This is a genomic window from Agrobacterium sp. Azo12, assembly GCF_029193765.2.
Lineage (GTDB): Bacteria > Pseudomonadota > Alphaproteobacteria > Rhizobiales > Rhizobiaceae > Agrobacterium.
Genome location: NZ_JARFYO020000002.1, coordinates 921,549 through 945,950 on the forward strand (window position 1 = coordinate 921,549; position 24,402 = coordinate 945,950).

The 24,402-nt window shown below is 56.0% G+C and carries 20 protein-coding genes; 9 read left to right on the forward strand and 11 right to left on the reverse strand.

What is annotated here, in order from left to right:
* From PYL13_RS20635 to PYL13_RS20645, 3 genes are all read right to left on the reverse strand, one after another.
* Nucleotides 1-819, reverse strand: coding sequence for a carbohydrate ABC transporter permease (locus PYL13_RS20635; protein WP_250984970.1), 819 nt, complete (start codon nt 817-819; stop codon nt 1-3).
* Nucleotides 816-1,679, reverse strand: coding sequence for a carbohydrate ABC transporter permease (locus tag PYL13_RS20640; RefSeq protein ID WP_192489064.1), 864 nt, complete (start codon nt 1,677-1,679; stop codon nt 816-818). The genes PYL13_RS20635 and PYL13_RS20640 overlap by 4 nt, the downstream gene beginning before the upstream one ends.
* A gap of 67 nt (nt 1,680-1,746) precedes the next feature.
* Nucleotides 1,747-2,994 (reverse strand): ABC transporter substrate-binding protein, encoded by a 1,248-nt coding sequence (locus PYL13_RS20645; protein WP_259147146.1) that lies wholly within the window; start codon nt 2,992-2,994, stop codon nt 1,747-1,749.
* 136 nt (nt 2,995-3,130) lie between these two features.
* Between PYL13_RS20645 and PYL13_RS20650 the strand changes: the two genes are divergently transcribed.
* The 9 genes from PYL13_RS20650 (at nt 3,131) to PYL13_RS20690 (ending at nt 13,519) form a co-directional block, all read left to right on the forward strand.
* The gene (locus PYL13_RS20650; RefSeq protein ID WP_275642171.1) at nt 3,131-4,069 is read left to right on the forward strand and encodes an AraC family transcriptional regulator; all 939 of its coding nucleotides are present in this window, start codon (nt 3,131-3,133) and stop codon (nt 4,067-4,069) included.
* Nucleotides 4,070-4,213: 144 nt separating this feature from the next.
* A complete protein-coding gene (locus PYL13_RS20655; protein ID WP_259147142.1) occupies nt 4,214-4,942 on the forward strand; it encodes a TetR/AcrR family transcriptional regulator in 729 nt (242 codons plus the stop codon).
* Nucleotides 4,943-5,074: 132 nt separating this feature from the next.
* Entirely contained in the window at nt 5,075-6,019 is a 945-nt protein-coding gene (locus tag PYL13_RS20660) for a 4-hydroxy-tetrahydrodipicolinate synthase family protein (RefSeq protein ID WP_250984966.1), read from the forward strand.
* Nucleotides 6,020-6,029: 10 nt separating this feature from the next.
* A complete protein-coding gene (locus PYL13_RS20665; RefSeq protein ID WP_192489069.1) occupies nt 6,030-6,809 on the forward strand; it encodes an SDR family oxidoreductase in 780 nt (259 codons plus the stop codon).
* Nucleotides 6,810-6,922: 113 nt separating this feature from the next.
* A complete protein-coding gene (locus PYL13_RS20670; protein WP_192489070.1) occupies nt 6,923-7,894 on the forward strand; it encodes a Bug family tripartite tricarboxylate transporter substrate binding protein in 972 nt (323 codons plus the stop codon).
* 25 nt (nt 7,895-7,919) lie between these two features.
* A complete protein-coding gene (locus tag PYL13_RS20675) occupies nt 7,920-10,280 on the forward strand; it encodes a molybdopterin-dependent oxidoreductase (protein WP_275642172.1) in 2,361 nt (786 codons plus the stop codon).
* On the forward strand, nt 10,280-10,738 hold the full coding sequence (locus tag PYL13_RS20680) for a tripartite tricarboxylate transporter TctB family protein (protein ID WP_250984962.1): 459 nt from the start codon (nt 10,280-10,282) through the stop codon (nt 10,736-10,738). The genes PYL13_RS20675 and PYL13_RS20680 overlap by 1 nt, the downstream gene beginning before the upstream one ends.
* 10 nt (nt 10,739-10,748) lie before the next feature.
* A complete protein-coding gene (locus PYL13_RS20685; RefSeq protein WP_192489073.1) occupies nt 10,749-12,248 on the forward strand; it encodes a tripartite tricarboxylate transporter permease in 1,500 nt (499 codons plus the stop codon).
* Nucleotides 12,245-13,519: an NAD(P)/FAD-dependent oxidoreductase gene (locus PYL13_RS20690; RefSeq protein WP_275642173.1), complete on the forward strand. Its 1,275-nt coding sequence runs from the start codon at nt 12,245-12,247 to the stop codon at nt 13,517-13,519. The genes PYL13_RS20685 and PYL13_RS20690 overlap by 4 nt, the downstream gene beginning before the upstream one ends.
* A gap of 77 nt (nt 13,520-13,596) precedes the next feature.
* Here PYL13_RS20690 and PYL13_RS20695 read toward each other — a convergent pair whose 3' ends face one another.
* The 8 genes from PYL13_RS20695 to nikE all read right to left on the reverse strand — a co-directional run bounded on the left by PYL13_RS20695 (nt 13,597) and on the right by nikE (nt 24,399).
* Nucleotides 13,597-14,640, reverse strand: coding sequence for a dipeptidase (locus PYL13_RS20695; protein ID WP_275642174.1), 1,044 nt, complete (start codon nt 14,638-14,640; stop codon nt 13,597-13,599).
* Between the two features lie 11 nt (nt 14,641-14,651).
* The gene (locus PYL13_RS20700; protein WP_275642175.1) at nt 14,652-15,596 is read right to left on the reverse strand and encodes an isoaspartyl peptidase/L-asparaginase family protein; all 945 of its coding nucleotides are present in this window, start codon (nt 15,594-15,596) and stop codon (nt 14,652-14,654) included.
* Nucleotides 15,597-15,638: 42 nt separating this feature from the next.
* Nucleotides 15,639-17,177, reverse strand: a complete 1,539-nt coding sequence (locus PYL13_RS20705; RefSeq protein ID WP_275642176.1) for a hydantoinase/oxoprolinase family protein — start codon at nt 17,175-17,177, stop codon at nt 15,639-15,641.
* Complete coding sequence (locus PYL13_RS20710) at nt 17,174-18,250, reverse strand: DUF917 domain-containing protein (protein WP_250984956.1); 1,077 nt, start codon at nt 18,248-18,250, stop codon at nt 17,174-17,176. The genes PYL13_RS20705 and PYL13_RS20710 overlap by 4 nt, the downstream gene beginning before the upstream one ends.
* Before the next feature lie 167 nt (nt 18,251-18,417).
* On the reverse strand, nt 18,418-20,013 hold the full coding sequence (locus PYL13_RS20715; RefSeq protein ID WP_275642177.1) for an ABC transporter substrate-binding protein: 1,596 nt from the start codon (nt 20,011-20,013) through the stop codon (nt 18,418-18,420).
* A 39-nt stretch (nt 20,014-20,052) separates the two neighbouring features.
* The gene (locus PYL13_RS20720) at nt 20,053-21,189 is read right to left on the reverse strand and encodes a DUF917 domain-containing protein (RefSeq protein WP_250984954.1); all 1,137 of its coding nucleotides are present in this window, start codon (nt 21,187-21,189) and stop codon (nt 20,053-20,055) included.
* Nucleotides 21,182-22,738: a hydantoinase/oxoprolinase family protein gene (locus PYL13_RS20725; RefSeq protein ID WP_275642178.1), complete on the reverse strand. Its 1,557-nt coding sequence runs from the start codon at nt 22,736-22,738 to the stop codon at nt 21,182-21,184. Before PYL13_RS20725 ends, PYL13_RS20720 begins: the two co-directional genes overlap by 8 nt.
* A 14-nt stretch (nt 22,739-22,752) precedes the next feature.
* The gene (nikE, locus tag PYL13_RS20730) at nt 22,753-24,399 is read right to left on the reverse strand and encodes a nickel ABC transporter ATP-binding protein NikE (RefSeq protein ID WP_275642179.1); all 1,647 of its coding nucleotides are present in this window, start codon (nt 24,397-24,399) and stop codon (nt 22,753-22,755) included.
* Between the last annotated feature and the right edge of the window lie 3 nt (nt 24,400-24,402).

Here is a 24,402-nt window from a genome sequence, read left to right on the forward strand (position 1 = left end):
TCAACCCTGATTTTGTTTTTTCGAGAATGCGGCATTCAGACCGCCCGCCAGCAATCCAAGCAGGATAAGAGGGGGCAGGGACAAAAGAACGACGGCTGCGTTTAGAATACCCCAGGGCACGTTCATGCCGAGTTGGGACATTTCGGATGCGATGATTGGCAACGTTTTCGCATTGGATGTGGTAAGCATCATTGCCAAGAGGAACTCGTTCCAGACGAGCACGAAAGAAAAGGCGATCGCGCCGAAAATCTGGAACCGAGCGATTGGCAATGCCACGCGGAAGAATGTTGCATAAGGTCCAAGCCCATCAACTCGGGCCGCTTCTTCGACGTGAATGCTCACACGCTCAAAGGCAGGAACGGACAACCAGATCGTAATCGACGCGGTAACGATCAGATAGGTTACGATCAGTGACAGGCGTGAATCGTAGAGACCGAGGCCCAGCCAGATCACCAGCATGGGAATAGCAATCGCGACAGGCGGCAGGAAGCGCAGCGACAGAACAAAGAACTGCGCTTCTGCGGTCAGTCGGTTCTTGAAGCGGGCGATCACATAAGCCGCGGGAACGCCAATGATGGCACCGATCACCACGGCCGACGAGCAGATAATGACCGAGTTGGTCAAAGCCCGTGCCACAGAGCGACGGTTCAACACGTAACTCATATTGTCCCAGACCGGCTGGAAAAACACCTTTGGTGTACTGACCAGCAGATCCGCATTGGTTTTGAACGCATTCAGTAGCGTCCAGAGAAGCGGCAGGACGACAAACGCCGCAGCAACGACCAGCACCAGCCGAAGGAGAATGGTGGAAATCTTCATCGGTTCAACCTCTTCCAGGTAAAGGTAAAGGTTACGACTGTCAGCACCATCATGATGACCGCCATTGAAGACGCATAGGAAATCTTACCGGATTCAATAAAGCCTTGCGAATAGGCGTACATATCGAGCGTTTCGGTTGAAATGCCCGGACCACCACGGGTCATGACGTAGACGAGATCGAAAGAGCGCAGGCTTTCAATCGCCTTCACCAGCAGAAGACTGATCAATGGCGCCTTCAACATCGGTAATGTCACGAAGCGGTGAATTTCCCAACGACTTGCCTTGTCAATGCGCGCAGCTTCCAGCGGTTGCGGCGGCAGAGATTCCAGCAGCTTCAAGATGATAACCGCGAAGAACAATCCCCATTGCCAAACATCAACGAAGGCAACAGCCAGAAGGGCACCCCAAGGTGTAGAGAGAATATCCGGGGTGCTGCCCGTCAATTCACGCACCGGCCAGGTCAACGCACCGTAAAGCGGATGAAAGCCGAATTTCCAGACGAATGCAGCACAAACGCGCGGCAGCAAAACCGGAATGATGAAAAGCAGACACAGCACATTGCGCATGCGCGGTCCAGCAGCTTCAAACATCGCAATACCAAGTCCGATGCCTGTCAACATGGTCAAGCTGACGCTGATGACTTCCCATTTTACCGATACCCAGAGGGCATTGAGAAAACGCGCATCCGAAAAGAGAGCAATGTAATTTGCAAACCAGATGTAGTCGGCCACCGGTTGGGAAAGTGTCCGGTTCTGCAAAGAAATATTGACCGCATAGACCGTGGGCACCAGTGCCAGCACGACCAGGATCAAAAGGGTCGGCCCCAGAAATACATAGGGCAGTGAACGTCCGCGTCGCATCACAGCAGATCCTAGGCTGAAGAGATGGGCGCGCATGAAAGCGCGCCCTGTTTTTGATTATGCAGCATCAGAGCTTGCGGGCGAAGGCTTCAAGTTCGTCCAGAGTGCCCTTGATGTCGGTACGGCTGCCGGTGATCAGCTCTTCAAGCATGATGCCCCACTGATTGCCCAGCTCCTGCCAGCGAGCATCCTGCCAGAACGTCACCTGTGTGTGCTTGCCGGTCTCTGCCATCGCGTCAGAAAGGTTCTGACCGAATGTCTTGGCATATTCTGCACTCTGGTAGGTGCTGGTTCTGGTCAACTCACCCGGCTGACCGGCAGCGAGACGGCGAGCTTCCTGTTCCTTGGAGGTCGCCCATGCAACGAACAGACCGGCGCAAGCCTTTTCCTCATCCGTCGCATTTGCCTTGGAGGCCACTGCGAAACCATGCGCATAACCAGCGCCTGGCAGTGGAGATGGTGGAACGGAGAATGCAACCTTGTCGGCAACCTGGCTCTGCGCCTTGTCGACGGACATGCCGCCGAGTGGTGCGGATTCTACCAGGATAGCGACCTTGCCAGCGCGGAAGGCGCCGGTGGATTCATCCCACGAACCGGTCTGAGTGCCTGGAGCGGAATATTTGAACAGATCAAGATATGTCTGCGTGGCCTTTACAGCTGCTTCGGAGTTGAATGCAGGCTGACCATCCTTGAACCATTCGCCGCCATTGGCCTTGAACAGTGGCATCCAGCGCCAGACATTGGCACCCGAACCGCGCTGACCACGCAGTGCTGTACCGTAGATACCATTCGCCGGATCATGCAGTTTTTTCACAGCGGCGAGATATTCGTCCCATGTCTTTGGTGGCTGGATGCCAGCCTTTTCAAGCAGGTCTGTGCGGTAAACCATCAGGTCGCCGCCGCCCTGTACCGGTGCAAACCACTGCTTGCCGTCGTAGGAAGCAGCTGCGCGCATACCTGCGTCGAAGTCGTTGTAGTCATATTCAGCCGGATAAAGGCCATCAAGCGGCACAATCCAGCCAGAAGATGCAAAGAGCGCAAGGTTTGCCTCGTCAACGTAATAAACGTTGAAGCTACCAACAGTCGATGCGTCGGCCTGCGACTTGGCGCGGCGGTCATTTTCATTCAGATAGCTGATTTCAAAGCCTGCACCGGACAGCTTTTCGAACTCATCAACATAGTCTTCCAGCAGCGTCAGGCCGTCACGTGGCTGTGCAAGAATACGCACATCCGCGCTGCACTGGGCAGCAAAAGTATTGGACGCAGCAAAAAGCGCAATCGCCGCACAACCAGTGCGGAGTAAAGTCTTCAACATGATTTCCTCCCTCAGAAGCTGCACTCCTGTACAGCCCACGCACCTATTTTCGAAAAACATTGGTTGGGAACTAGTTGGCTTTTTACCGTTAACTGATACTATTTTGACATTATCACGCCAATGATGAGAGATACACATGCGTATATCATCAGATTTTCCCCACTCGGTGTCAGATACCTACACCGCGACGCGCGAACAAATCATCCTTCCGGACAACATGTCCTACCTCATCCGGCGGGATGATTATCCCAACCCAATCTGTATCTGGAACTATCATCCGGAGTGGGAAATTCACTACATCTCTGATGCAGCAGGCTTTGCCTATGTCGGCGATTATGTCGGCCCGTTCAAACCGGGTCACCTTGTTCTGACCGGGACCAACCTGCCGCATAACTGGATCACCCCCGGCGCCCCAAACCTGCCGGGTCGTGACCTCGTTTTGCAATTCGATGCGGATACGTTGATGCAGGCCCGCGCCATCTGCCCAGAACTCGACGTGCTGCACCGTCTGAAACCGATGTCTCGCAGAGGCATAGAGATTCTGGGGCCGGAAGCCATTGATATTGGTGAGATGATTGTTGAGTTAAATGACCACAAGGGTGCCGTTGGTCTTGGATTGTTTCTGGAAATTCTGAATGCCATTGAAGCTGCACCGCGCAAGCGCGCATTGGCGACAGAACATTTCATATCGCTCTATGGCGAGCTATCCGACAAACGCCATCGCCGCATTGACCAGGCAATTCAGATTTTACAATCCAGACCGGATACACAAATGCAGGAGGTTGCCGAGACTGTGGGGCTAGACCCTTCGGCATTTTCCCGCGCATTCAGACGGCTGACCGGCATGACCTTCTCAACCTATATTCGCTCGGTGCGTGTCTGGCGCGCCCGCACCTTGCTTGCCGAAACCGAGATGCCGATTACAGACATCTGCTTTGAAGCAGGCTTCAATAACCTGTCCAACTTCAACCGTTATTTCCGCATGGAGACGGGCTTGACGCCGCGTGACTACAGGACGGCATCGCGCATTCGTAACAAGTCGATCGTGCCTGCGCCCGAGATACGGACAAGATAACAGCTTGCCCCAAATCTGTGCGCGACACAGATTTTTCGTCAAATTATGGGGGTCGCACCTATTTGTTGTAACATGCTACAGAGCATTCAATAGAGTGGGCAATTCCGATTCCGGGTGCCAGACGGAACGAGAGAGCCAAAACAGATGGCAAAAAAAGCCAAGACTCCAGCGTCATCCAATGGGCCGGTCGAGCGTGCCGAGGATCCGCGCGAGCGTATTATTGCCGCAGCACGCGCCGTTTTCATCGAACAGGGCTTCGATCTGGCTACCGTGCGCGAGATCACTTTGCGCGCCGACGTTAATGTCGCCGCCATCAACTATTACTTCGGCTCCAAGGATGAGCTGATCAGCGAAGTGCTGAGTATCATGATGGAGCCTTATACCACTGCGCGTATCGCCGCACTGGAGGCCTGTCAGAAATCGGCGCATCCAAACCTGCCAACACTGCAGGATGTTGCGGAGGCGCTGGTGCGCCCGATGGTGCAGTTCAGCCGCGACGCCGTTGGTGATCGTCCGCTGATCCGAATGATCCAGCAGGTTCGCTCACGTCCAAGAGAAATCACCACACGTTTTTTCCTACGACGTGTCGACCCGGCGGTATTTCGTTTTATCGATGCCTTCGGGCACGCCGTCCCATCGCTCGAGCGCCGCGACATCTTTTGGCGCTACAATTTTTCAATCGGCTCTGTCATGCAGGTGTTGACGGATTCAGACCACGCAACCTACCGTCTCAAGAACTTGTCCGGCGGCCTTTGTGACACTGACGATGATGAACAGATCATCGCGCAACTGACTGCATTCGTCTGCGCCGGATTCCTGGCGCCAGCTGTCAAAATCAAGCAAAAAGATGCAGCTCTCGCTCAGTCGGAATAGTTTTCTATTTCTGATAATATATTGAGCAAACCATGCTGCATTCATGGGCATTTTGACCATTTATAGTCGTTGACTGAATTGGAATTAAAACTATGTTTGAAACATTGTTTATTCTCCGATGGAGCAGCCTCAATGTCCGCAGCAGCCAAGAAAATTACCGGTTCTTTCGTCGCGCTTATCACGCCATTTGATCGCTCTGGCGCTGTCGATATCGGCGCGTTCCGTGAACTGCTGCAGTTCCATGAGGCCAATGGCACCTCTGCCGTCCTCATCATGGGCTCGACAGGTGAAGTGTCGATGCTGTCGCAGGACGAAAAGCGCAAAATCATCGTCGAGACGTCCAAAATGAAGTCCGAGAAGATGCCAATTTTCTTTGGCTGCACGGGCAACAACACCGACACCACAATCGACAACGTGAAGTTCGCCAAGGATAACGGTGCCGATGGCGCGATCCTCGCGGCGCCGGCCTATATCTGCGCACCGGAAGCTGACATCGAGCGTTACTTCCTTGAAATTGCTGATGCAACAGACCTGCCACTTGGCCTTTACAACAACCCGCCACGCGTCAAGAGCGACCTGCATTGGGACCACCTGCTGCGCATCTTCAAGCACCCGAACTACGTCATTCACAAGGAATCGACGGCACGTGTTGGTCAGGTTGCCCAGGTTCTCGCGGCACGCCCAGACGTTTCTGTCATGTGCTGCGATAGCCCCAACCTCGGCCTCGTCGTTCCGACAATGAGCCTCGGCGGCCACGGCACCGCCAACATGGGTGGTAACATTGCACCTGCCGAAGTGGCCGTCATGTCGCGTCCATGGACCAGCTACACTGAAGCAGAAGGTTTCCGTGACAATTACCTGCGCCTGCTGCCGCTGCTGCACTACAATTACTCGGCCATCAACCCGGTTGCCGTAAAGTCGCTGATGAAGGCTGTTGGTCTGCCTGCCGGTGAACTGCGCCGCCCGCTGACTGGCCTCGAAGGTGAAGCACTGGCACGCGGCGTTCGCATCGTGCAGGAACTTGGCCTCGACAAGGTGTACGGCTGGAAGATCAACACCGCAGCTCTCGCCGCTTAAGGAGAGACAGATGGACCTCGGGATTTCTGGCAGAAAAGCTCTCGTCACCGGTGCAAGCCGTGGCATGGGTAAAGCAGCGGCGATGACGCTTGCACATGAAAATGTGGATTTGACGATTGTTGCCCGCACTGCGGAAACGCTCGAAGAAACGGCTGCGGAAATCCGCTCCAAGACCGGCGCCCGCGTCACGACCGTTGCGGCCGACATAACCAGTGCTGAAGGACGGCAAGCCGCGCTCGCGGCATGCCCCAACCCAGATATTCTGGTCAACAATGCAGATGGGGAGTTGCCTGGCGATTTTCGCAACTGGAAACGCGAAGATTGGCTGCGCGGCATGGACCGCATGATGCTGACGCCGATCGACATGATACGTCTGACTGTCGATGGCATGATGGACCGGGGTTTCGGTCGCATCGTCAATATCGTATCGCGCAGCGTCAAGATCGCACAGCCAGAACTTGGCCTATCGAATGCTGCGCGTTCTGGCTTGGTCGGCTTTGTCGCTGGCCTGGCGCGCCAGACCGTCAGTCACAATGTGACGATCAACAATGTTCTTCCCGGCATTATTGCCTCGGATGGCCAGCGCGAGCATGTCAGAGTACTGGCAGAGCAAAGTGGCCGCCCATTCGATGACATTTGGAAAGAACGCGCCTCACAGAACCCGGCCGGTCGTTACGGCGATCCGGACGAGATCGGTGCTTATATTGCATTCCTGTGTTCAACGAAGGCCGGTTTTGTCACCGCACAAAACCTGCTCGTTGACGGAGGTCAATACCCCGGAACTTACTAGGGTTTCGGCACATCCCATTCTACGGTAGCTGACAAGCCACCGCACTGTTTAACGCTGCGCATTTCCGCGGCGAACGTACATCTGTATCCTGAATTCAGAAGGAGCCACCAGACATGAAAAATATTGGATCATTGCTTCTTGCCGCATCGCTCGCTGCCATCTCCGGTGGCGTTGCCGTTGCACAGGAATTCCCTGCACGCGCAATCAGCATCGTTGTGCCATATCCACCAGGCGGCGCCGTTGACGGTGTAGCCCGCGTGCTTGCCGCTGAACTGTCTGAATCAACAGGCAAGACATTTGTCGTTGATAACCGTGCCGGTGGTGCAGGTGGTGTTGTTGGCTCCGCAGAAGTCGCCAAGGCAGAGCCGGATGGCTACACGCTGCTTCTCAATGCATCGATCCATGTGGTCACGCCGCTGATCAACAAGAACGTGCCGTTTGACGTCCTCAACGACTTCACCCACATCGCCGGTATCGCCGCAGGTCCGCTGCTGGTCGTTACACCGACATCCACAAAAGCCAACACTCTCAAGGAATTCTTTGAAGAAGTGAAGGCTGATCCAGAAGGTTTCAACTTCGCAACATCGAGCTACGGCTCTGCAGGCCACCTTGCCGTCGAAGTGCTGAAGGCACAGGCTGGCGTCGATACTGATGTCGTGACCTATAAGGGCGCAGGTCCGGCTCTTACCGATCTGATGGGTGGTCAAGTTCAGCTGATGGCTGATCCGATGCTGTCGTCGCTGCCACACGTCAAGGCAGGTCGCCTGAAGGCTCTGGCTGTTACCAGCCTCAAGCGTTCGGCTCTTGCTCCAGAAATCCCGACCGTTGAAGAAAGTGGCATGCAGCCACTGGACATGGTGTCCTGGTACGGCGTGTGGGCACCCAAGAACCTTGATCCGAAGGCTACCGAATACCTCGACGCCGCAGTGTCCAAGGTCGTCAACTCCGACAAGTTCAAGGAAAAACTCACTGTGTTCGGTTTCGAGCCGATGTATAAGAACAGTGCAGACCTGAAGGCTTTCGTTGTCGACGAAACCAAGCGTTATGGCGAAATCGTAGATTCGGCTGGCATCAAGGTCGAGTAAAATGAGCAAGGCTCCGGTAAAACCCATGAAAAATACGGATTTTTCGGAGCCCTCCCGACAGCAGAAGCTTGTCGGGAGCCATTGGGGTTTTTACGAACATGACAGCAAGTCGGGAGGCCTGAAGCCTTTTCGTGAAGATCCGGATCCGGCCATGTTCGGCACGGAACTGACGCAAGACCGGCTGTCGCCATCGCGTATCCTCAGGCCCGCAATACGGCGCTCCTATCTCGAACATGGCCCAGGAACGGATCATGGAAGACGGGGTGCCGAGCCATTCGTCGAAGTATCCTGGGACGAGGCTCTTGACCTCGTCGCCTCGGAGATAAGCCGTGTCCGGCAAACCTACGGCAATGGCGCGATTTTTTCAGGTTCCTACGGCTGGTCGAGTGCAGGACGTTTCCATCATGCGCAGAGCCAGCTCAAGCGTTTCTTCAACATGGCGGGCGGCTCGGTTCGCTCAGTTCAGACATACAGTTACGCAGCGGGTGAAGTCATTCTTCCGCATGTCATCGGCAATCTGAACGGCCTTGTCAGCGGCCACACGCCGTGGGGACAGATAGCCGGGCATTCCGAATTTATTGTGATGTTTGGCGGCACCCCGTTGCGCAATGCGCAGGTTAATGCCGGTGGCATCACACGCCATACCGCACGCAGTGCACTTCTCGCCTGCCGGGATTCCGGTGCACGTTTGCTGAATATCTCGCCGGTGCGCGATGATACAGAAGCCGAATTATCTGCCGAGTGGCAGCCACTTAGACCCGGTACCGACACGGCATTGCTGCTGGCATTGGCCCACACGCTGATCGCCGAGGATCTGCATGACCAGAATTTCCTTGCAAGCTACACAGAAGGCTTTGAGACATTTCGCGCCTATCTGATGGGTGAGCAGGATGGCATCGTAAAGAATGCCGTCTGGGCCAGCACGATAACCGATGTAGATGCAGCAGTGATTTCCGATCTGGCGCGGATGATGGCCAGGAAAAAGACCTTCATCATGATGTCGTGGTCGCTGCAGCGCGCCGATTACGGCGAGCAGCCCTACTGGGCAGCAATTGCGCTCGCAAGTCTGTTGGGTGGCATTGGTTTGCCTGGTCAGGGTTTCGGTTTCGGTTACGCATCAGTCGGCAGCATCGGCCAGCCCGCATCGCCGATCAACTGGCCATCCCTGCCTCAGGGCAAAAACCCAATCACCGACTACATTCCGGTCGCCCGTATTGCAGACATGCTGCTTAATCCCGGCACCGAATACGACCATGATGGCACCCGCCGTACATATCCGGATATCAAGCTTGTCTATTGGGCTGGCGGCAATCCATTCCATCATCACCAGGACCTCAACCGTCTTGTCGAAGCTTGGCAAAAGCCTGACACGATCATTGCGCATGAGCACTGGTGGAACGCACATGCGCGCCATGCGGATATCGTTTTTCCGGCCTCGACGTTCATGGAACGCAATGACGTCATCGCCAGCGGTCGCGACAGCTTTATCGGCTGGTCTTCGAGTCTTGCAGCGCCGCCTGAGGGCATTGTGACCGACCACGAAATCCTGCGGCGCATTGCTGGCCGATTGGGAGTTGAGGCTGAGTTCACCGAGGGCCTGAGCGAGGACCAGTGGCTTGAGCGCCTGTATGGGCAAGCATGCGTGAACGCCGCCACACGTGGTATCAACATGCCGGATATCGAGACATTCCAGAATACCGGCATCGTTGAAGTGGCAGCACAGTCCCCGGAACGCGCGCTGCTTGCAGATTTCAGAGCCGATCCGCGGGCGCATCCACTCCGCACACCGTCAGGCCGCATTGAACTCGGCTCACAGACAATTGCCAGCTTTGCTTATGATGATTGCCCCGGACATCCGGCATGGTTGGAACCGAAGGAGTGGCTGGGATCACCGGTTGCGCAGCAGTTCCCACTTCATCTTTTGTCATGCCAGCCGCATGACAAGCTGCATAGTCAGTGGGACCATGCCAAACCGTCGCGTCGTACTAAGGCTTCAGGTCGTCAACCGGTGCGCATCCACCCGAAAGATGCCGCCAAACGAAATCTGGCAGATGGCGACACAGTCACGATCACGAGCCCACGCGGGGCATGCCTTGCGAGCGTTTCGATAACGGACGCTGTGATGGAAGGGGTCGTGCAACTCGCAACTGGCGCATGGTTTGACCCGTCCGAGCCTTCCGTTGCCGGTTCACTAGAATTAAACGGCAACCCGAATGTCCTGACGGCTGATCACGGCACTTCACGTCTGGCACAGGGGCCAAGCCCCAATTCGTGCCTCGTCGAAATAGCACGTTTTGACGGTATCGCACCACCAGTCCGTGCCTACCGACCGGCGGATCTGGTCCCAGATCCGCGCAAGACCACCAGAAAAAACGAGGTAAGATAATGTCCTCACGTCTGAACACCGAATTACTCTCAGGTCTGCTGTTCATATTGATCGGCAGTCTGTTTCTGATTGGCAGCCTCGATTTGTCGTTTGGCACACTGCGCAGAATTGGCCCCGGTGGCTTTCCAGCGATGGTCGCAGTTGGCGTTATCATCATGGGGGTGATCGTTGCGTTGAAAGGCATCAGGATGGGCACGGCTGGTGAAGCCTTGCGCGTCAATCCTTCGCGCGTCGTCATCATCATCGCATCGATCGTGATATTCGGCCTCACGGTTCGCGGCGCTGGCCTGCTTATATCCGTCGCGCTTTGCAGTCTGATTGCATCCTTCGCTTCGCGTCCGTTTCGACCAATTGCCATGGGGCTATACGGCCTGTGCCTGGGTGCGGCGTGCAGTGCCGCATTCATCCTAGGTTTGGGCATGCCGGTACGCATTATCGGTCCGTGGTTCGGTTACTGAGGAAAGACCAATGGAAACAATCAACGCTCTTCTCCTCGGTCTTGATCAGGCTATCATGCCGGTCAACCTTTTCTGGTGTCTGATTGGCGCCTTGCTCGGCACACTGGTCGGCGTTTTGCCCGGCCTTGGACCTGCGGCGACCATGTCGATCCTTCTGCCATTCACCATCGGTCTCGAACCGGTGACATCGCTGATCATGCTGGCGGGCATCTATTACGGCGCGCAATATGGTGGCTCGACCACGGCAATCCTCTTGAACCTGCCGGGCGAAGCATCATCGGTGGTCACAGCCATTGATGGTTACAAGATGGCCCGGAAAGGCCGCGCTGGTGTGGCTTTGGCGACGGCTGCCATTGGTTCGTTCTTTGCCGGTACGGTTGCGACGTTGCTGCTGGCACTGTTTGCACCAGCGCTGGCTGAAGTTGGTCTGCTTTTCGGTCCGGCTGAATATTTCTCACTGATGATCCTCGGCCTTATCGCCTCAATCGTTCTTGCGCGCGGATCGTTGCCCAAAGCCCTGGCGATGGTATTCACCGGTATTCTGATCGGCATGATCGGGCAGGACGTGCAAACGGCTGCACCGCGTTTCATGCTGGGCTATGAAGAGCTGGCAACCGGCGTGAACTTCGTGGTGGTCGCCATGGGCCTTTTCGGCATAGGCGAACTGATCAAGGACCTTGAACACACAGAAAACCGAACCGCGATCAAGGCACCATTCTTTTCCATGTTGCCATCGCGTGAGGATTGGCGCCGCATGGCCGCTCCGATCTTGCGCGGCACGGGTATTGGCTCCCTGCTTGGTCTTCTTCCCGGCAGTGGCGCACTGCTTGCGGCCTTTGCCGCGTACGCGATTGAAAAACGCGTTGCCAAACCACCGGAAGGGTTCGGTAACGGCGCTATCGAGGGTGTTGCCGCACCTGAAAGCGCCAACAATGCGGGTGCGCAAACATCCTTCGTGCCACTTCTGACGCTTGGTCTTCCGGCAAATGCTGTGATGGCACTGATGTTCGGTGCGCTTATCATGCAGGGTATCGCACCAGGCCCGACCCTTATCAGCGATCACCCGCAAATCTTCTGGGGCGTTATCGTCTCCATGTGGGTCGGCAACTTCATGCTGCTGGTCTTGAACCTCCCGCTGATCGGCATCTGGACAAAACTGCTGACGTTGCCGTTCCAGTACCTCTATCCTGCGATTATCGTGTTCTGTGCCATCGGTGCGTTTTCGCTTGGTAACTCGGTGTTCGACCTGTGGCTTTTGGCGATCTTCAGCATTCTCGGATATATCTTCACCAAGCTGGATTGCGACGCTGCGCCGTTGGTCATGGGCCTTATTCTCGGACCGATGCTGGAGGAAAACTTCCGTCGCGCCATGTTCCTGTCACGCGGTAGTCTCAGCATTTTTGTCGACAAGCCAATCTCTGCTGGTCTTCTGGTGGCCGCCGTTGTCGTCCTGGCATTGATCGTGCTGCCGAAATTCGGCTCGGTGCGCAAGGAGGCGTTCCAGGAATGACCTCGCATGTCGTCGTTATCGGTGCAGGCATTGTTGGTGCAGCAACCGCTATTGAATTGCTGAGAGATGGGCATTCGGTTTCCATCATCGAACCGGAACAGCCGGGCGGGCGTCAGGCATCAAGTTATGGAAATAGCGGCTGGTTGAGCCCGGCCTCGATTATCCCCATGTCGATGCCCGGCCTGTGGAAAAAAGTACCCGGCCTCATCTCTGACCCCAACGGCCCGCTGATTATTCGCTGGCGCCATATCCTGCGTCTGGCGCCATGGCTTTTGCGCTTCGTATCGGCTGGCGCCACCATTGCCAAAGTCGAGCGAACAGCCCGCATTCTGTCATCGCTGCTGCATGACGCACCGGCACGACATGAAGCGCTTGCCAAGGAGGCCGGTCGTTCTGATCTGATTGTCCGCAAAGGACTTATCTACACATATCCAGACAGGTCGCTGTTTGAAGCAGAAGCGCTTGCATGGCGTTTGCGCCGCGACAATGGCGTAGTTTACCGCGAGCTTTCATCTGACGAATTGCATCGGTTGGAACCGGCACTGTCAAAAGCCTACTCTTTCGGCGTGCTGGTAGAACAGGGTGGGCATTGCATCGATCCCGGTGGATATGTCGGCTCCCTCGTTGACCATGCAGTGGCGCTCGGCGCCGTCAGGATAAATGGCAAGGCAATCGGTTTTGATATATCGGCTGGTCGCTTGAAAGGTGTGAAAACAGACGCCGGCAGCATCGCCTGCGATCGAGCGGTGATCGCCGCTGGCATCCACTCCAAGACACTGGCTGCCGAAGCCGGTGACAAGGTTTCGCTGGAAAGCGAGCGCGGTTATCACGTGGTCATTCCGCATGACGTCGTAACAGGTGCGATGCCTATCATGCCTGGTGATGGGAAAATGGGAAACAACCCGACATTGGCGGGTCTTCGCATTGCCGGGCAGGTGGAATTGGCAAGTACAGCCACGTCACCAGACAAAAGCCGCGCCGACATTCTGCTTGGCCACGCCAAACGTGCCTATCCAGCTCTGACAAAAGCCTTTGATGAAAACCGTATCGACTGGTGGATGGGGCATCGCCCGTCAACGCCGGACGGACTGCCGGTCATTGGCCCGTCGTCAGTTAGCAGTGACATCATTTATGCATTCGGGCACGGCCATGTCGGTCTGGCAACTGGCCCGGCCAGTGCGCGCATCGTCGCTGATCTCATATCAGGTAGACCAACCTCGCAGCACATTGCAGCCTTTGCGGCATCGCGTTTCAAACGTATTTTTGCCTGAGGTCGATGAACGAGAAATCCCGCACGATAGTATCGTGCGGGACATGAATATTGGACACACCTGCTAAAAGGGCAGGATCAAGCGCCCCAAGTCCGTTCGAGCAACGCAATCCAGTTGCCATGCGCAATTTTGACAAGGCTTTCCTTGTCATAACCAGCATCACGCAATGCGGTCAGCAATCGCGGCAGGCCCGTGGCGTCACCAATCTTCTGTGAGATCAGCGTACCGTCAAAGTCAGACCCCAATGCGACGTGATCGATACCGACATGTTCGACCAAATAGTCGATGTGCCGCACCATCACGGAAATGTCCATATTCGGGTCGGCCTTGCCTTCCGGATGCAGGAATTTGACGCCGAAATTCAGACCGATCAGACCACCGGTGTCACGAATGGCCGAAAGCTGCCAGTCAGTGGCATTGCGGCTGTGCGGGCAAACGGCAAATGCGTTTGAATGAGACGCCACAAGCGGCGCATCGGAAATTTTTGCGATATCACGGAAACCGGCATCATTCATGTGCGAAAGATCGACCATGATCTTCAGACGATTGCAGAGGCGGATGAGATCACGTCCAGCGTCCGTCAGACCAGGTCCAATATCGGGGTCGTGACCGAAGCGGAAGGGAACGCCGTGTGCAAATATGTTTGGCCGGCTCCAGACAGGTCCAAGCGTCCGCAGGCCTGCTGCGTGGAGAACGTGGACGATATCAAGGTCTGGGCCTGCGGCCTCGATGCCTTCGATATGGAACACCGCGGCGAAGCTGCCTTTTTCCATGGCCTTGCGGATATCTGCAGCTGTCCGGCAGATGGTGAAAGCACCCTCTGACTGCGCCTCTATCCGCCCGAGGAGTGCCGCCTGACTGATCGTCTGGTCGATTGCACTGTGCAGTTCTACACGTGGCAGATCACCATTGGCATCAAGACCGCCCGCAGGTGATGGAACGTAGATGGCACAAAGCCCGCCGGCCAGACCGCCTTCACGAGCACGCGGAATGTCGATATGGACATTGTTCTGCCCTTGCAGAAAGCGCTGTTCAGCCCCTTCGACACCCTCACGCATCAAGCGGGACAAGATATCATTGTGGCCGTCAAATACGGGCACACGTACCAGATCAGCAGTCATTCACAGCGTCCTTACAGTGTAATCTCATAAAGTTCTTCATGCGTGGCAACAAAGGCCTTACCTTCCGTTGTCACCCAGCCACGAAACATGCCCGGCGTGTTGTATGGTGCACTGATGTTACCCGTGGCATCAACAGCAACCAATCCGGCGCCAACATCGTGAGCGGCGAGATCGTCGTTTATCAGTCCACCGGCTGCGGTTTCAAGGTCCTGCCCGAGATAAGACACGCGCGCCGCCACTTCATGACCAACCACGTAGCGAATAAAAAACTCGCCCTTGCCAGTACCAGAAACAGCGCAAGCACCATCGCGGGCATAGGTGCCCGCACCGATAACTGGACTATCGCCCACACGGCCCTCCGGTTTGTTGGTGTAACCACCTGTTGATGTCGCGGCGGCCAAATGCCCGTCAGCGTCCAGTGCCACGGCGCCGACAGTGCCGTGTTTTTCGTTTTCGGTTGCTTCAGTTCCAGCGGCCGCATGAGCCTTCATCGCTTGCAGGGCCTCAACGCGTTTCGGGGTTGTGAAGTAGGACTGTGGTTCAACGGCCAGACCCTTTTCTCCAGCAAAGGTGTCAGCCGCAGGACCGGTCAGGAAAACGGCGCGACCGTCTTCCATCAGCACGCGGGCCGCCTTGATCGGATTGCGAATGACGCGCGAAGCACTGATCGCTCCAGCTTCCAGCGTCTGCCCATCCATGATCGACGCATCGAGTTCATGCAGACCATGTTCGTTGAGTGCCGCGCCATGCCCGGCATTAAAGTGCGGGCTGTCTTCCATCACGACGACGGCAGCTTCAACAGCGTCAACCGACCGTCCACCCGCCTTCAACACGGCGTAGCCAGCACGCAAAGCATGCCCTAGATCCAGCCGCGCCTCAGCCCATTCCTGCGCCGTCATGCTATCCTGTGGCAGCACGCCACAACCACCATGTATGGCCAGTGCGATTTTAGTCATGTCATGCTCCAATCATGCCCTGCTATCAGCGGGTGAAGAGGTTCAGGTGAAGTCGATATCGCCGATAACCCGCACCCGAACGCGACGTGCGCCGCCCGGCAGGTAAGCAATCGGAATATCCTCGACTTCCAGTGTCTTGAGAGTGCTGCGGCCAGCACCGGAGGCAACTGCGGCGTCCTGCGCTTCAGCTTCCGCTTTTGCAAGCGCTTCATCACGGCTCATGCCGGAAAACACCTGATCGACTTCGCCAGAGACTTGCGCCATAGCAGCGCCCAAGGCATTGGCCACACCGGCATTTTCAACACGCATCACTTCCGACGCACCTGGTATGCTTTCCGGAATCAGAAATGCACCGCCGCCAACGGCGATCAATGGCACATCTTCAGCAGAGGTTTTCATCTGATCGAAATTATCAGCGACCATGTCTCGGATGCGGCCAAGGCATGACTTGACGAAAGTTGGATCAAGATCCTTGACCCGATCCATGTCACCCATTTCGATCAGACCTGCAGCGACGGCGATATCCGACGTGGTCAGCGTATTGCCGCCGAACACTCGTGCTTCTGTCAGGATACGGTAACCCACCGAACGAGGACCAATGGTTCCTGTTTCAGGGTCGATAATGGTGCCGCCACCAAGCGCCACTGGCAACAGGTCTGGCATGCGGAACAGCGTACGCACGCCACCGATATGAACGATGTTGTTTGCCTCGCGCGGGAAGCCGCCAATCAGGCAACCAATGTCCGATGTCGTGCCGCCGACATCCACCACCATCGCATCGGTCAATCCGGTCAGGAAAGCCGCGCCACGCATGGAATTGGTTGGCCCGGACGCAAAGCTGTGCACGGGGTTTGCCGAAGCGACATCTGCCAAAGCGACTGTGCCATCATTCTGCGTCAGGAAGAACGGAGCCGTTACGCCCGCTTCGCGTAATGCATCCGAAAATGCCTGTACTGTCGTTTTCCCCAGGGTCTGCAACGCGGCATTCAAAAGTGCAACGTTTTCACGTTCCAGCAAGCCAATGCGACCCAGCGTGTGCGACAGCGTGATCCGCGCATCCGGAATAACCGAACGGACAATGTCTGCGGCCTTGATTTCACACTCGGTGGTCAACGGTGAAAATGTAGCCGAGATCGCAATGGAAGTGATGCCCGCGTCGCGGATCTTCATTGCCGCTTCAAGGATTTCATCCGGGATCATCGGCACAAGCGGGCTGCCATCATATTCATGGCCGCCATGCACCATGAAGATCATCGGATCAACAGCGCTGCGCAGATCATCCGGCCAATCGCACATCGGTGGTAAGGAACGGCCGGTTGGTAGCGCTATGCGAATAGCGGCAACTCGCTCAAGCCGCGCACGCTCGATCACCGCATTGGTAAAATGCGTTGTTCCGATCATCACCGCATCGATTGGCGTGCCAGCCGCCTGCGGATGCCCGGAGACATGTGCCAACGCCGCCTTCACACCCGAAAGCACGTCCTGTGTGGTTGGAACCTTGACGGAAGAGATAATTGTTTCGCCATCAATCAGCACGGCATCCGTGTTGGTGCCGCCTACGTCAATACCGATGCGTTTCATGGAAATACCGATCTGAAATCTATATCATAGCCAAAGGCGCGGGGACCAACCGCAGCAATACCAGCTGGTGTTGTCAGAAGTTCCGGTGCGGGCAGAGCGACGACCGTTACGCGCTGGCCATAGCGCACCGATTCAGTGCCGATAGCACTGCCGGAAACCGTATCGAGCAGGCAAAGCAGGTCAGGCGTCATGGCGACAGGCGAACCATCGCGGAAGGCGACAGCCCATTCATTCTGGAAGGCCAGTTCCATACGCGAACCCTTGTCGGCATCCATGCCTTCAATCACCGTGCTACCGCGCAGGAAGCCACCGGTAGTTTCGCGCGCAACGTCAATTACCTTGCCGCGGAAAAGCTGTTTGCCACCTTCGTGGTCAAGAACCGCCTGTACCGGATCAGCATGCCGTGCACGCGCATCCATAACGGCACGTCCAAGTTCCACCGCCTTGGTGACGGTGTAGTGAATACCCCACTCCTTGACTTCCTTGCCGGTGCGGGGCGCTTTGCAGGTCGCCGCCGTCGAGCCAACCTCGGTGCAGACTTTACGGGAAATCCGCTCCATCCACTTCCACGATGCGGCACGGGTAACAATCACCTCGTTATCGCGTACATCAACCAGTGACAGCGGAAACATCGGTAGATTGCCAATCGCAAATGACGTCATCTGCGCTTCGGGATAGGCACGTCCCATCGCATCGGCATTCACAACCGGTCGGTCCAGCATTGCAGCGGCGAGGAACGACGACAAAGCATTGGAACCGCCAATTTCCACGCTCATGATAGCGCGGAACGGCTTGCCCAGATAATCTTCCATCACCTCCACCGCACGGGCAAGATGGACAGGGTCTCCAAGACGCTCCTGACCGACCAGCGGCGCGCCCATCTTGGAGACAACTGCAACCATGTCGTCATCTTCAAGTGCCATCGGGTCCATGACCTGGACGCGGCGACCTTCGGCATAGAGACGTCTGAGGTTCAGGGTGGAGATGTAAGGATTGCCTCCGCCTCCAGTACCTAAAATCCATGCGCCGGTGGCCAGCGGTTCAATGTTTTCTTCTGCGAATTCCTGAAGCATGTCTCACCCTAGAGCAATTCCGGCAAAATAGCGCAGCGCGCCTCGAATTCAGGAATTGCGTGAAAACAAGGAGATAGAGCGATTTTCGCAATCAAAAAATGCGCAAATGCTCTGGGAAATTGTGTTTCCGACCCCGCATGTACGGGGCCGGATTTTCTGTATGCCTATCAGTTAACCGAGCAATCCCAATGGAAATTGGAGAAGTTCAGATCCCAGCTCTGCATCGGCACGAACTCGTAACCCTGCAGGCACTTGTTCGCACCGTAACGGCGGTTAGGTGCAACAGCCCAGACATCCGGCTGCAGCTCAGCAATCTTCGTCTGCAGTTCCTTGTAGGTTGCATTTTGTTCAGCAACGTCGGTCGTCGCACGCGCCTTGTCGATCAACGCATCGATTTCCGGGTTCTGCAACCATTCCATCGACATCCATGTGCCAGACGCTTTCGAGTGGTACTGGTTGTAGAACATTGCATCCGGCGAAGGGTAGGTCGGCGAAATGTTGACCTGTGTTGAGGCTGGAGTGGTTTCCGGCTTCGAAGAGAGCTCAACAATACGGTTCCATGGCTCAGGCTTGATATCAAGCGTGATGCCGATCTGCTCCAGATTGGCCTGCAGCATCAAGGCCACTTCGGCCTCGAAGGCCAGAGAGGCAACATAGCTGTTGACGAGCGTGATTGGCTGACCGGCATATTTGGACTTTGCCAGTTCTTCCTTGGCCTTTTCCAGATCAAAAACGCCCGGCTCGATGCCATCGTTATGGGCATCCTTGAAGGCGTCCGAAAGTGGACCCTGCATGTCGAAGCCCGGATAGATAACTTCCTGGATCGTCTTGTAGTCCGTTGCATAGGCAATGGCGCGACGAACATGAACGTCGTCAGTCGGGTATGCCTTGGTGTTTAGCTTGATGACAAACCCGCCAGCAGTGCGGGTCTGGATGATCTTGTAACCATCCATCTTGCCGATGGACTCGTAGGTGTCGTTACCCAGACCGTGCGAGGTCAGACCAAGTTCACCTTTCTCAGCCAGAGCCTTTACTGTGGCATCGTCGCTTGTCTGGACAAAACGAACTTCATCGATCGGCTTGCCCTTGTTCCAGCCGCGGAAATAATCGGGGTTACGGGCAATAACCATGTCGGCAGAGCGGTTGTAGCTAACAAGGCTGTAGGGGCCAGAGCCTGATGAATGCTCGCCGACATAGGCTTCGCCCCACTTGTCGTCAGGCTTGGCATTGGCGGTGATAAGCTTCTCGTTCAGCGCAACCATCAAAGGTGTGACCGACATGAAAGGAGAAAACTGGCGGTCAAGCTTTACGATAACGGTGGCCTCATCAGGCGCGGTCACGTTATCAGGGTTTACCAGACCAACCAGCAGGTTCGATGGGCCCTTGTTGATGCCAATCAGCCGCTGGATAGACCAGACCAGATCGGACGCCTTAACGGCCGTGCCATCCTGGAACTTCACGTCATCACGCAAGTGGAATGTGTAGGTGAGGCCATCTTCCGAAATGTCCCAGGACTTCGCGAGATGCGGAACCACTTCACCCGATGGGCTCACGGTGGTCAAACCGTCATACATGTTCACAACGGCCATGTAGCCGGTGTAGTCGGTGACCTTGGCAGGGTCGAGCGAGCTGAAGATTTGCATGGTGTTGACGGCAATCGACACCTTTTCATCAGCCGCCTGCGCGGAGAAGCCCAAAGGCAGGGCGATTGCCGTGCCAAGCGCTAATGCCGCAAAACGCAAATGTCTGGAATGCAGTTTCATGGAAGTTCTCCTCTTTGTAATGCGGGAAAATCCCGCTTGTTATTCCGCAGCCTCACGAACCGGCGCAGGCAGGGGTGAATAGGCAATGTCCGGGTAGCCGAATGCAGCAGGACCAACGACCTCAAGGGCGCGGGCAGTCCGCAGCAAATCATGGCAAGGGATGGCAATAACCGCGACACGCTGGCCATAACGCAGCATTTCAGTGGTGATCGGATAACCGGTGTCGACGTCCAGCAGAACGATCAGGTCAGGCACGCAAACCTCGACCTCGCCGTTACGACGGAAAATCAGGAATTCGTTCTGGATTGCGACGCCAGCCGTCTGGCCACTAAAGTCGTCGAAACCTGCCAGTTCCAGTTCACCAACTGCAAAACCACCACGCAGGTGACGCTTCAAATCGGTGATCTTGCCGTTGAAGATGCGGCGACCGCCTTCCAGTTCACAAACGGCTTCGATCGGGTCTTCCTGTGCCTTGCGGGCACGGATAACCGCCTCACCAATGGCGATTGCCTTGGTGTAGCTTTTCGGAATGCCGTACTGGTGCACATAGTGCGCCTGCATCGGCGCGGTGGCCAACATGGCGCCGCCACCCTGCGCGACAACGCAGGCACGCGCCATACGTTCATGCCAGACTTCCGATACCGCGTGACTGAAGATCACTGCATTGCCATGCAGGTCACACATCACAGACGGCGTTGAGCTGTGGCCATAGATCGAGAAGGTTGTCATCTGCATTTCTGGGAAGGCGCGGCCCATGCCGTCGCAGTCCAGAATAGGCAAACCGCCAAGTGCCGCTGTAACCAGCGGGTTCATGGAGTTCGCACCGCCGATTTCTTCACAGACGATTGCGTCGATTGGCGCACGGATAAGTTCTTCCATGGCCCGCAGGCAACGCAGACCTTCACGGCCTTCACGAATGCGCTCGACACCAACCACTGGTGCACCGATACCGCCAAGCGACATGCAGAGCGCGTCGGGCTCAATGGCGTCGGTTGCGAGAATTTTCATCTCGTAACCGGCCTTCATCGCTTCAAGCACCAACAGCTTGCCCTGATAGGGATTTCCGCCGCCGCCCGTGCCCAGAATGCCCGAGCCGATTTCAAGCGCGTCAAGATCTTCAACCGTCAGCGTGCGCAGGTTGGCCTCGTCATATTTCAACTTGCGCGTCTCAGCCATGATGGCCTCCCATTTCTCCAACGACTTTCACATGAATGCGGGTGGCGTTACCCGGCAGGTAGGCCAGCGGCATGTCTTCACGTTCGATAACCTCAAGCGTTTCAGGCAGGGCACCGGCAGCAATTGCCTTTTCACGGGCTTCAGCTTCCGCTTCTGCAAGTGCACTTTCGCGTGTACGGCCTTCAACCAGCGAGAAAACGCGGTCGGTTTCGCCGCTGATCTGCGCAATCGCTGCACCAACGGCATTGGCAACTGCGAAGTTGTCCGGACGGATCACTTCAAGATCACCGATCCGCTCTGGCATCAGGATGGAACCGCCACCGACGGCGATAACCGGAACTGGAGAAGAGGAAATACGGCTGCGCTCAACACAGGCTTCCAGCATGGAATTGATCTTGGCAGCAGCAGCCTTGACCAGCTTGCTGTCGAGCGTTTCAACCAGTGCCTTTTCGCCAACATCGGCCTTGCCGGAAGCAACAGCGATATCGGTCGCGGTTAATGTCGCACCGCCAAAGCACAGAGCTTCTTCACGGACACGGTAACCAACAGACTTCGGTCCAACGGTGATTTCCGAAGCACCGTTCAATACCAGCGAACCGCCACCCAAGCCGATGGAGAACACATCTGGCATACGGAAGTTGGTGCGTACGCCACCGATGTCGACAGTTGTCGAAGCCTGACGCGGGAAACCATGCGACAGGGAGCCGACATCCGATGTTGTACCGCCCACGTCAACCACAACTGCGTCCTTGAGACCTGTCAGGAATGCCGCACCACGCATCGAGTTGGTTGGGCCAGACGCAAATGTCAGAACAGGGAAGGCACGGACAACGTCGGCAGCCATCAACGTGCCGTCGTTCTGTGTGATGTAAAACGGGCAGGTGATGCCAGCAGTGGCAAGCGCCTTGCCAAATGCCGCAACAGTACGGTCTGCCAGAGAAAGCAGGCTTGCGTTCATGATCGCGGCGCTTTCACGCGCCAGCAGGCCATGGCGACCGATGTCCTTGGACATGACAACAGGAAGACCTGGGCAATGCTGTTGCAGAATTTCCTTGGTGCGAAGTTCCATGGCATCGTTGATACCGCTGAACACGCAGGTCACGGCAGCAGCCTTCAGGCCCTTGACGCGAATGTCGCTGGCGATGCGCACGATGGCATCTTCGTCGAGCGGCGAAATTTCGCGGCCATCGAACTCGTAACCACCCTTGACCTGATAGCCATGATTGCCGACGATCTTGCGCAGATCGTCTGGCCAATCCACCATCGGTGGCAAACCTGCGCCCGATGGCAAACCAAGACGGATAGCGGCCACCTCTTCCATATGACGTCGCTCGATGACGGCATTGGTGAAGTGTGTCGTGCCGATCATCACAGCGGAGATCACACTGCGATCAATACCCGAAGCCTCGATAACCTTTTCGAGCGCCTCGAGAACGCCGGATGTCACATCCTCCGTGGTGGAAGCCTTAACTCCCGCCAGTACAATTTTATCCTTCAGGACTACAGCATCCGTATTGGTGCCGCCTACATCAATTCCAACGCGATACACGTCAGCTCCTCTCATCAGTCCGTTGTTTTCACCAGAAAGCGCAAGCGCTCTTCTTCGGTGACGGTGGGTTTCTCGCGCTCTTCCTCATCGGTAACGACAGGGATCGCGGCAATTAGTGCGCGGGTGTAAGGGTGTCGCGGATCGGCAAACACCTCGCGCGTTGAACCTTCTTCGACGATTTCGCCACGCAGCATGATTGCGATGCGCGAACAGAAGTTGCGCATGAGCGAAAGGTCATGGGAAATCATCAGGTAGGTCAGTCCGAGTTCCTGCCGCAGCTGCTCCAGCAATTCGATGACCGTTTTCTGAACAGACACATCAAGAGCGGCCGTCGGCTCGTCCAGAATGAGTATCTTCGGTTCGGCCGCCAAAGCGCGTGCAATCGCGACACGCTGTTTCTGGCCACCCGACAATTCGTGAGGATACTTGGCGAGATAAGATTGTGGCAGACGGACCAGATCCATCAACTCCAGCATCCGTGCTTCGCGGGCGGTCTTGTCCATGCCAATCGATTTCAAAGGCAAGGTCAGCGTCTGTCGGACAGACCGTTTGGGGTTCAGCGATGTGCCCGGGTTCTGATAAACAATCTGGGTCAGGCGTTTACCGCGCGCCGGTGCTGGCGCATCAACGGACAGGCTGCCAGACGTCGGTGAAGACAGGCCCATGATCATTCTGGCGACAGTCGTCTTGCCGGAACCGGATTCACCGGCAAGGCCAAATATCTCACCTTCACGCAATGTCAGGGTCACGTCACGAACGGCGTGATAACCATTACGCTTGCCAAAAATCTTGTTGAGATCATTGAGCCGGACAATCGGCTCGCGATCACTTTCCGGCGCATCAACAACACGTGGGCCGTAAAGCGGCGGCACAGCGTTCAGTAGAGAGTTGGTATAGGGCTCGCGCGGCGCATGAAGAATTTCCGCGCATGGGCCGGTTTCGACAATATCACCATGGTGCATGACCACCACGCGGTCTGCCACCTTGCGAACTACGCCAAGATTGTGGGTAATCATCAGCAGGGCCATATTCTCTTCAATGACCAGGCGATTGATCAGATTGAGAATTTCATCCTGCGTGGTCACATCGAGAGCCGTACCCGGCTCATCGGCGATCAGCAGCTTTGGACGGTGCAGCAAGGCAAGACCGATCAGAACACGCTGGCGCATGCCGCCGGACAGTTCCGACGGATAGGCATTCATGACACGTTCGGTGTCTGCCAGCTGCACGCGACGCAACACCTCGGCGATACGGTTGCGACGCTCTGACTTCGATGACGAGATGCCATTGCGTTTGTCTGCAAAACGCATGACGTCATCTAGGTGCGTACCAATCCTGAAAACCGGATTGAAGGACGATAGCGGGTCCTGCATGATCAGGGAAAATGCCGTACCCTTCAGTGCCTCACGTTCTGCTTTTGGCAGGGTAAGAACATCTTTTCCACCCACCACAATCGAGCCGGATGTGATCGAAGCATTTTTCGGCAAGGTACCGATGATTGCCTTGGCGGTTACGGATTTTCCCGAACCTGTTTCACCAATCAGTGCAACACGTTCGCCAGCAGCAACGGTAAAGCCCACATTGCGCAACACCTGACGCGAACGGCCATACGTCGTGAAGGAAACGTTGAGGTTCTCAACCTGAAGAAGCGGTTCAGTCATCAA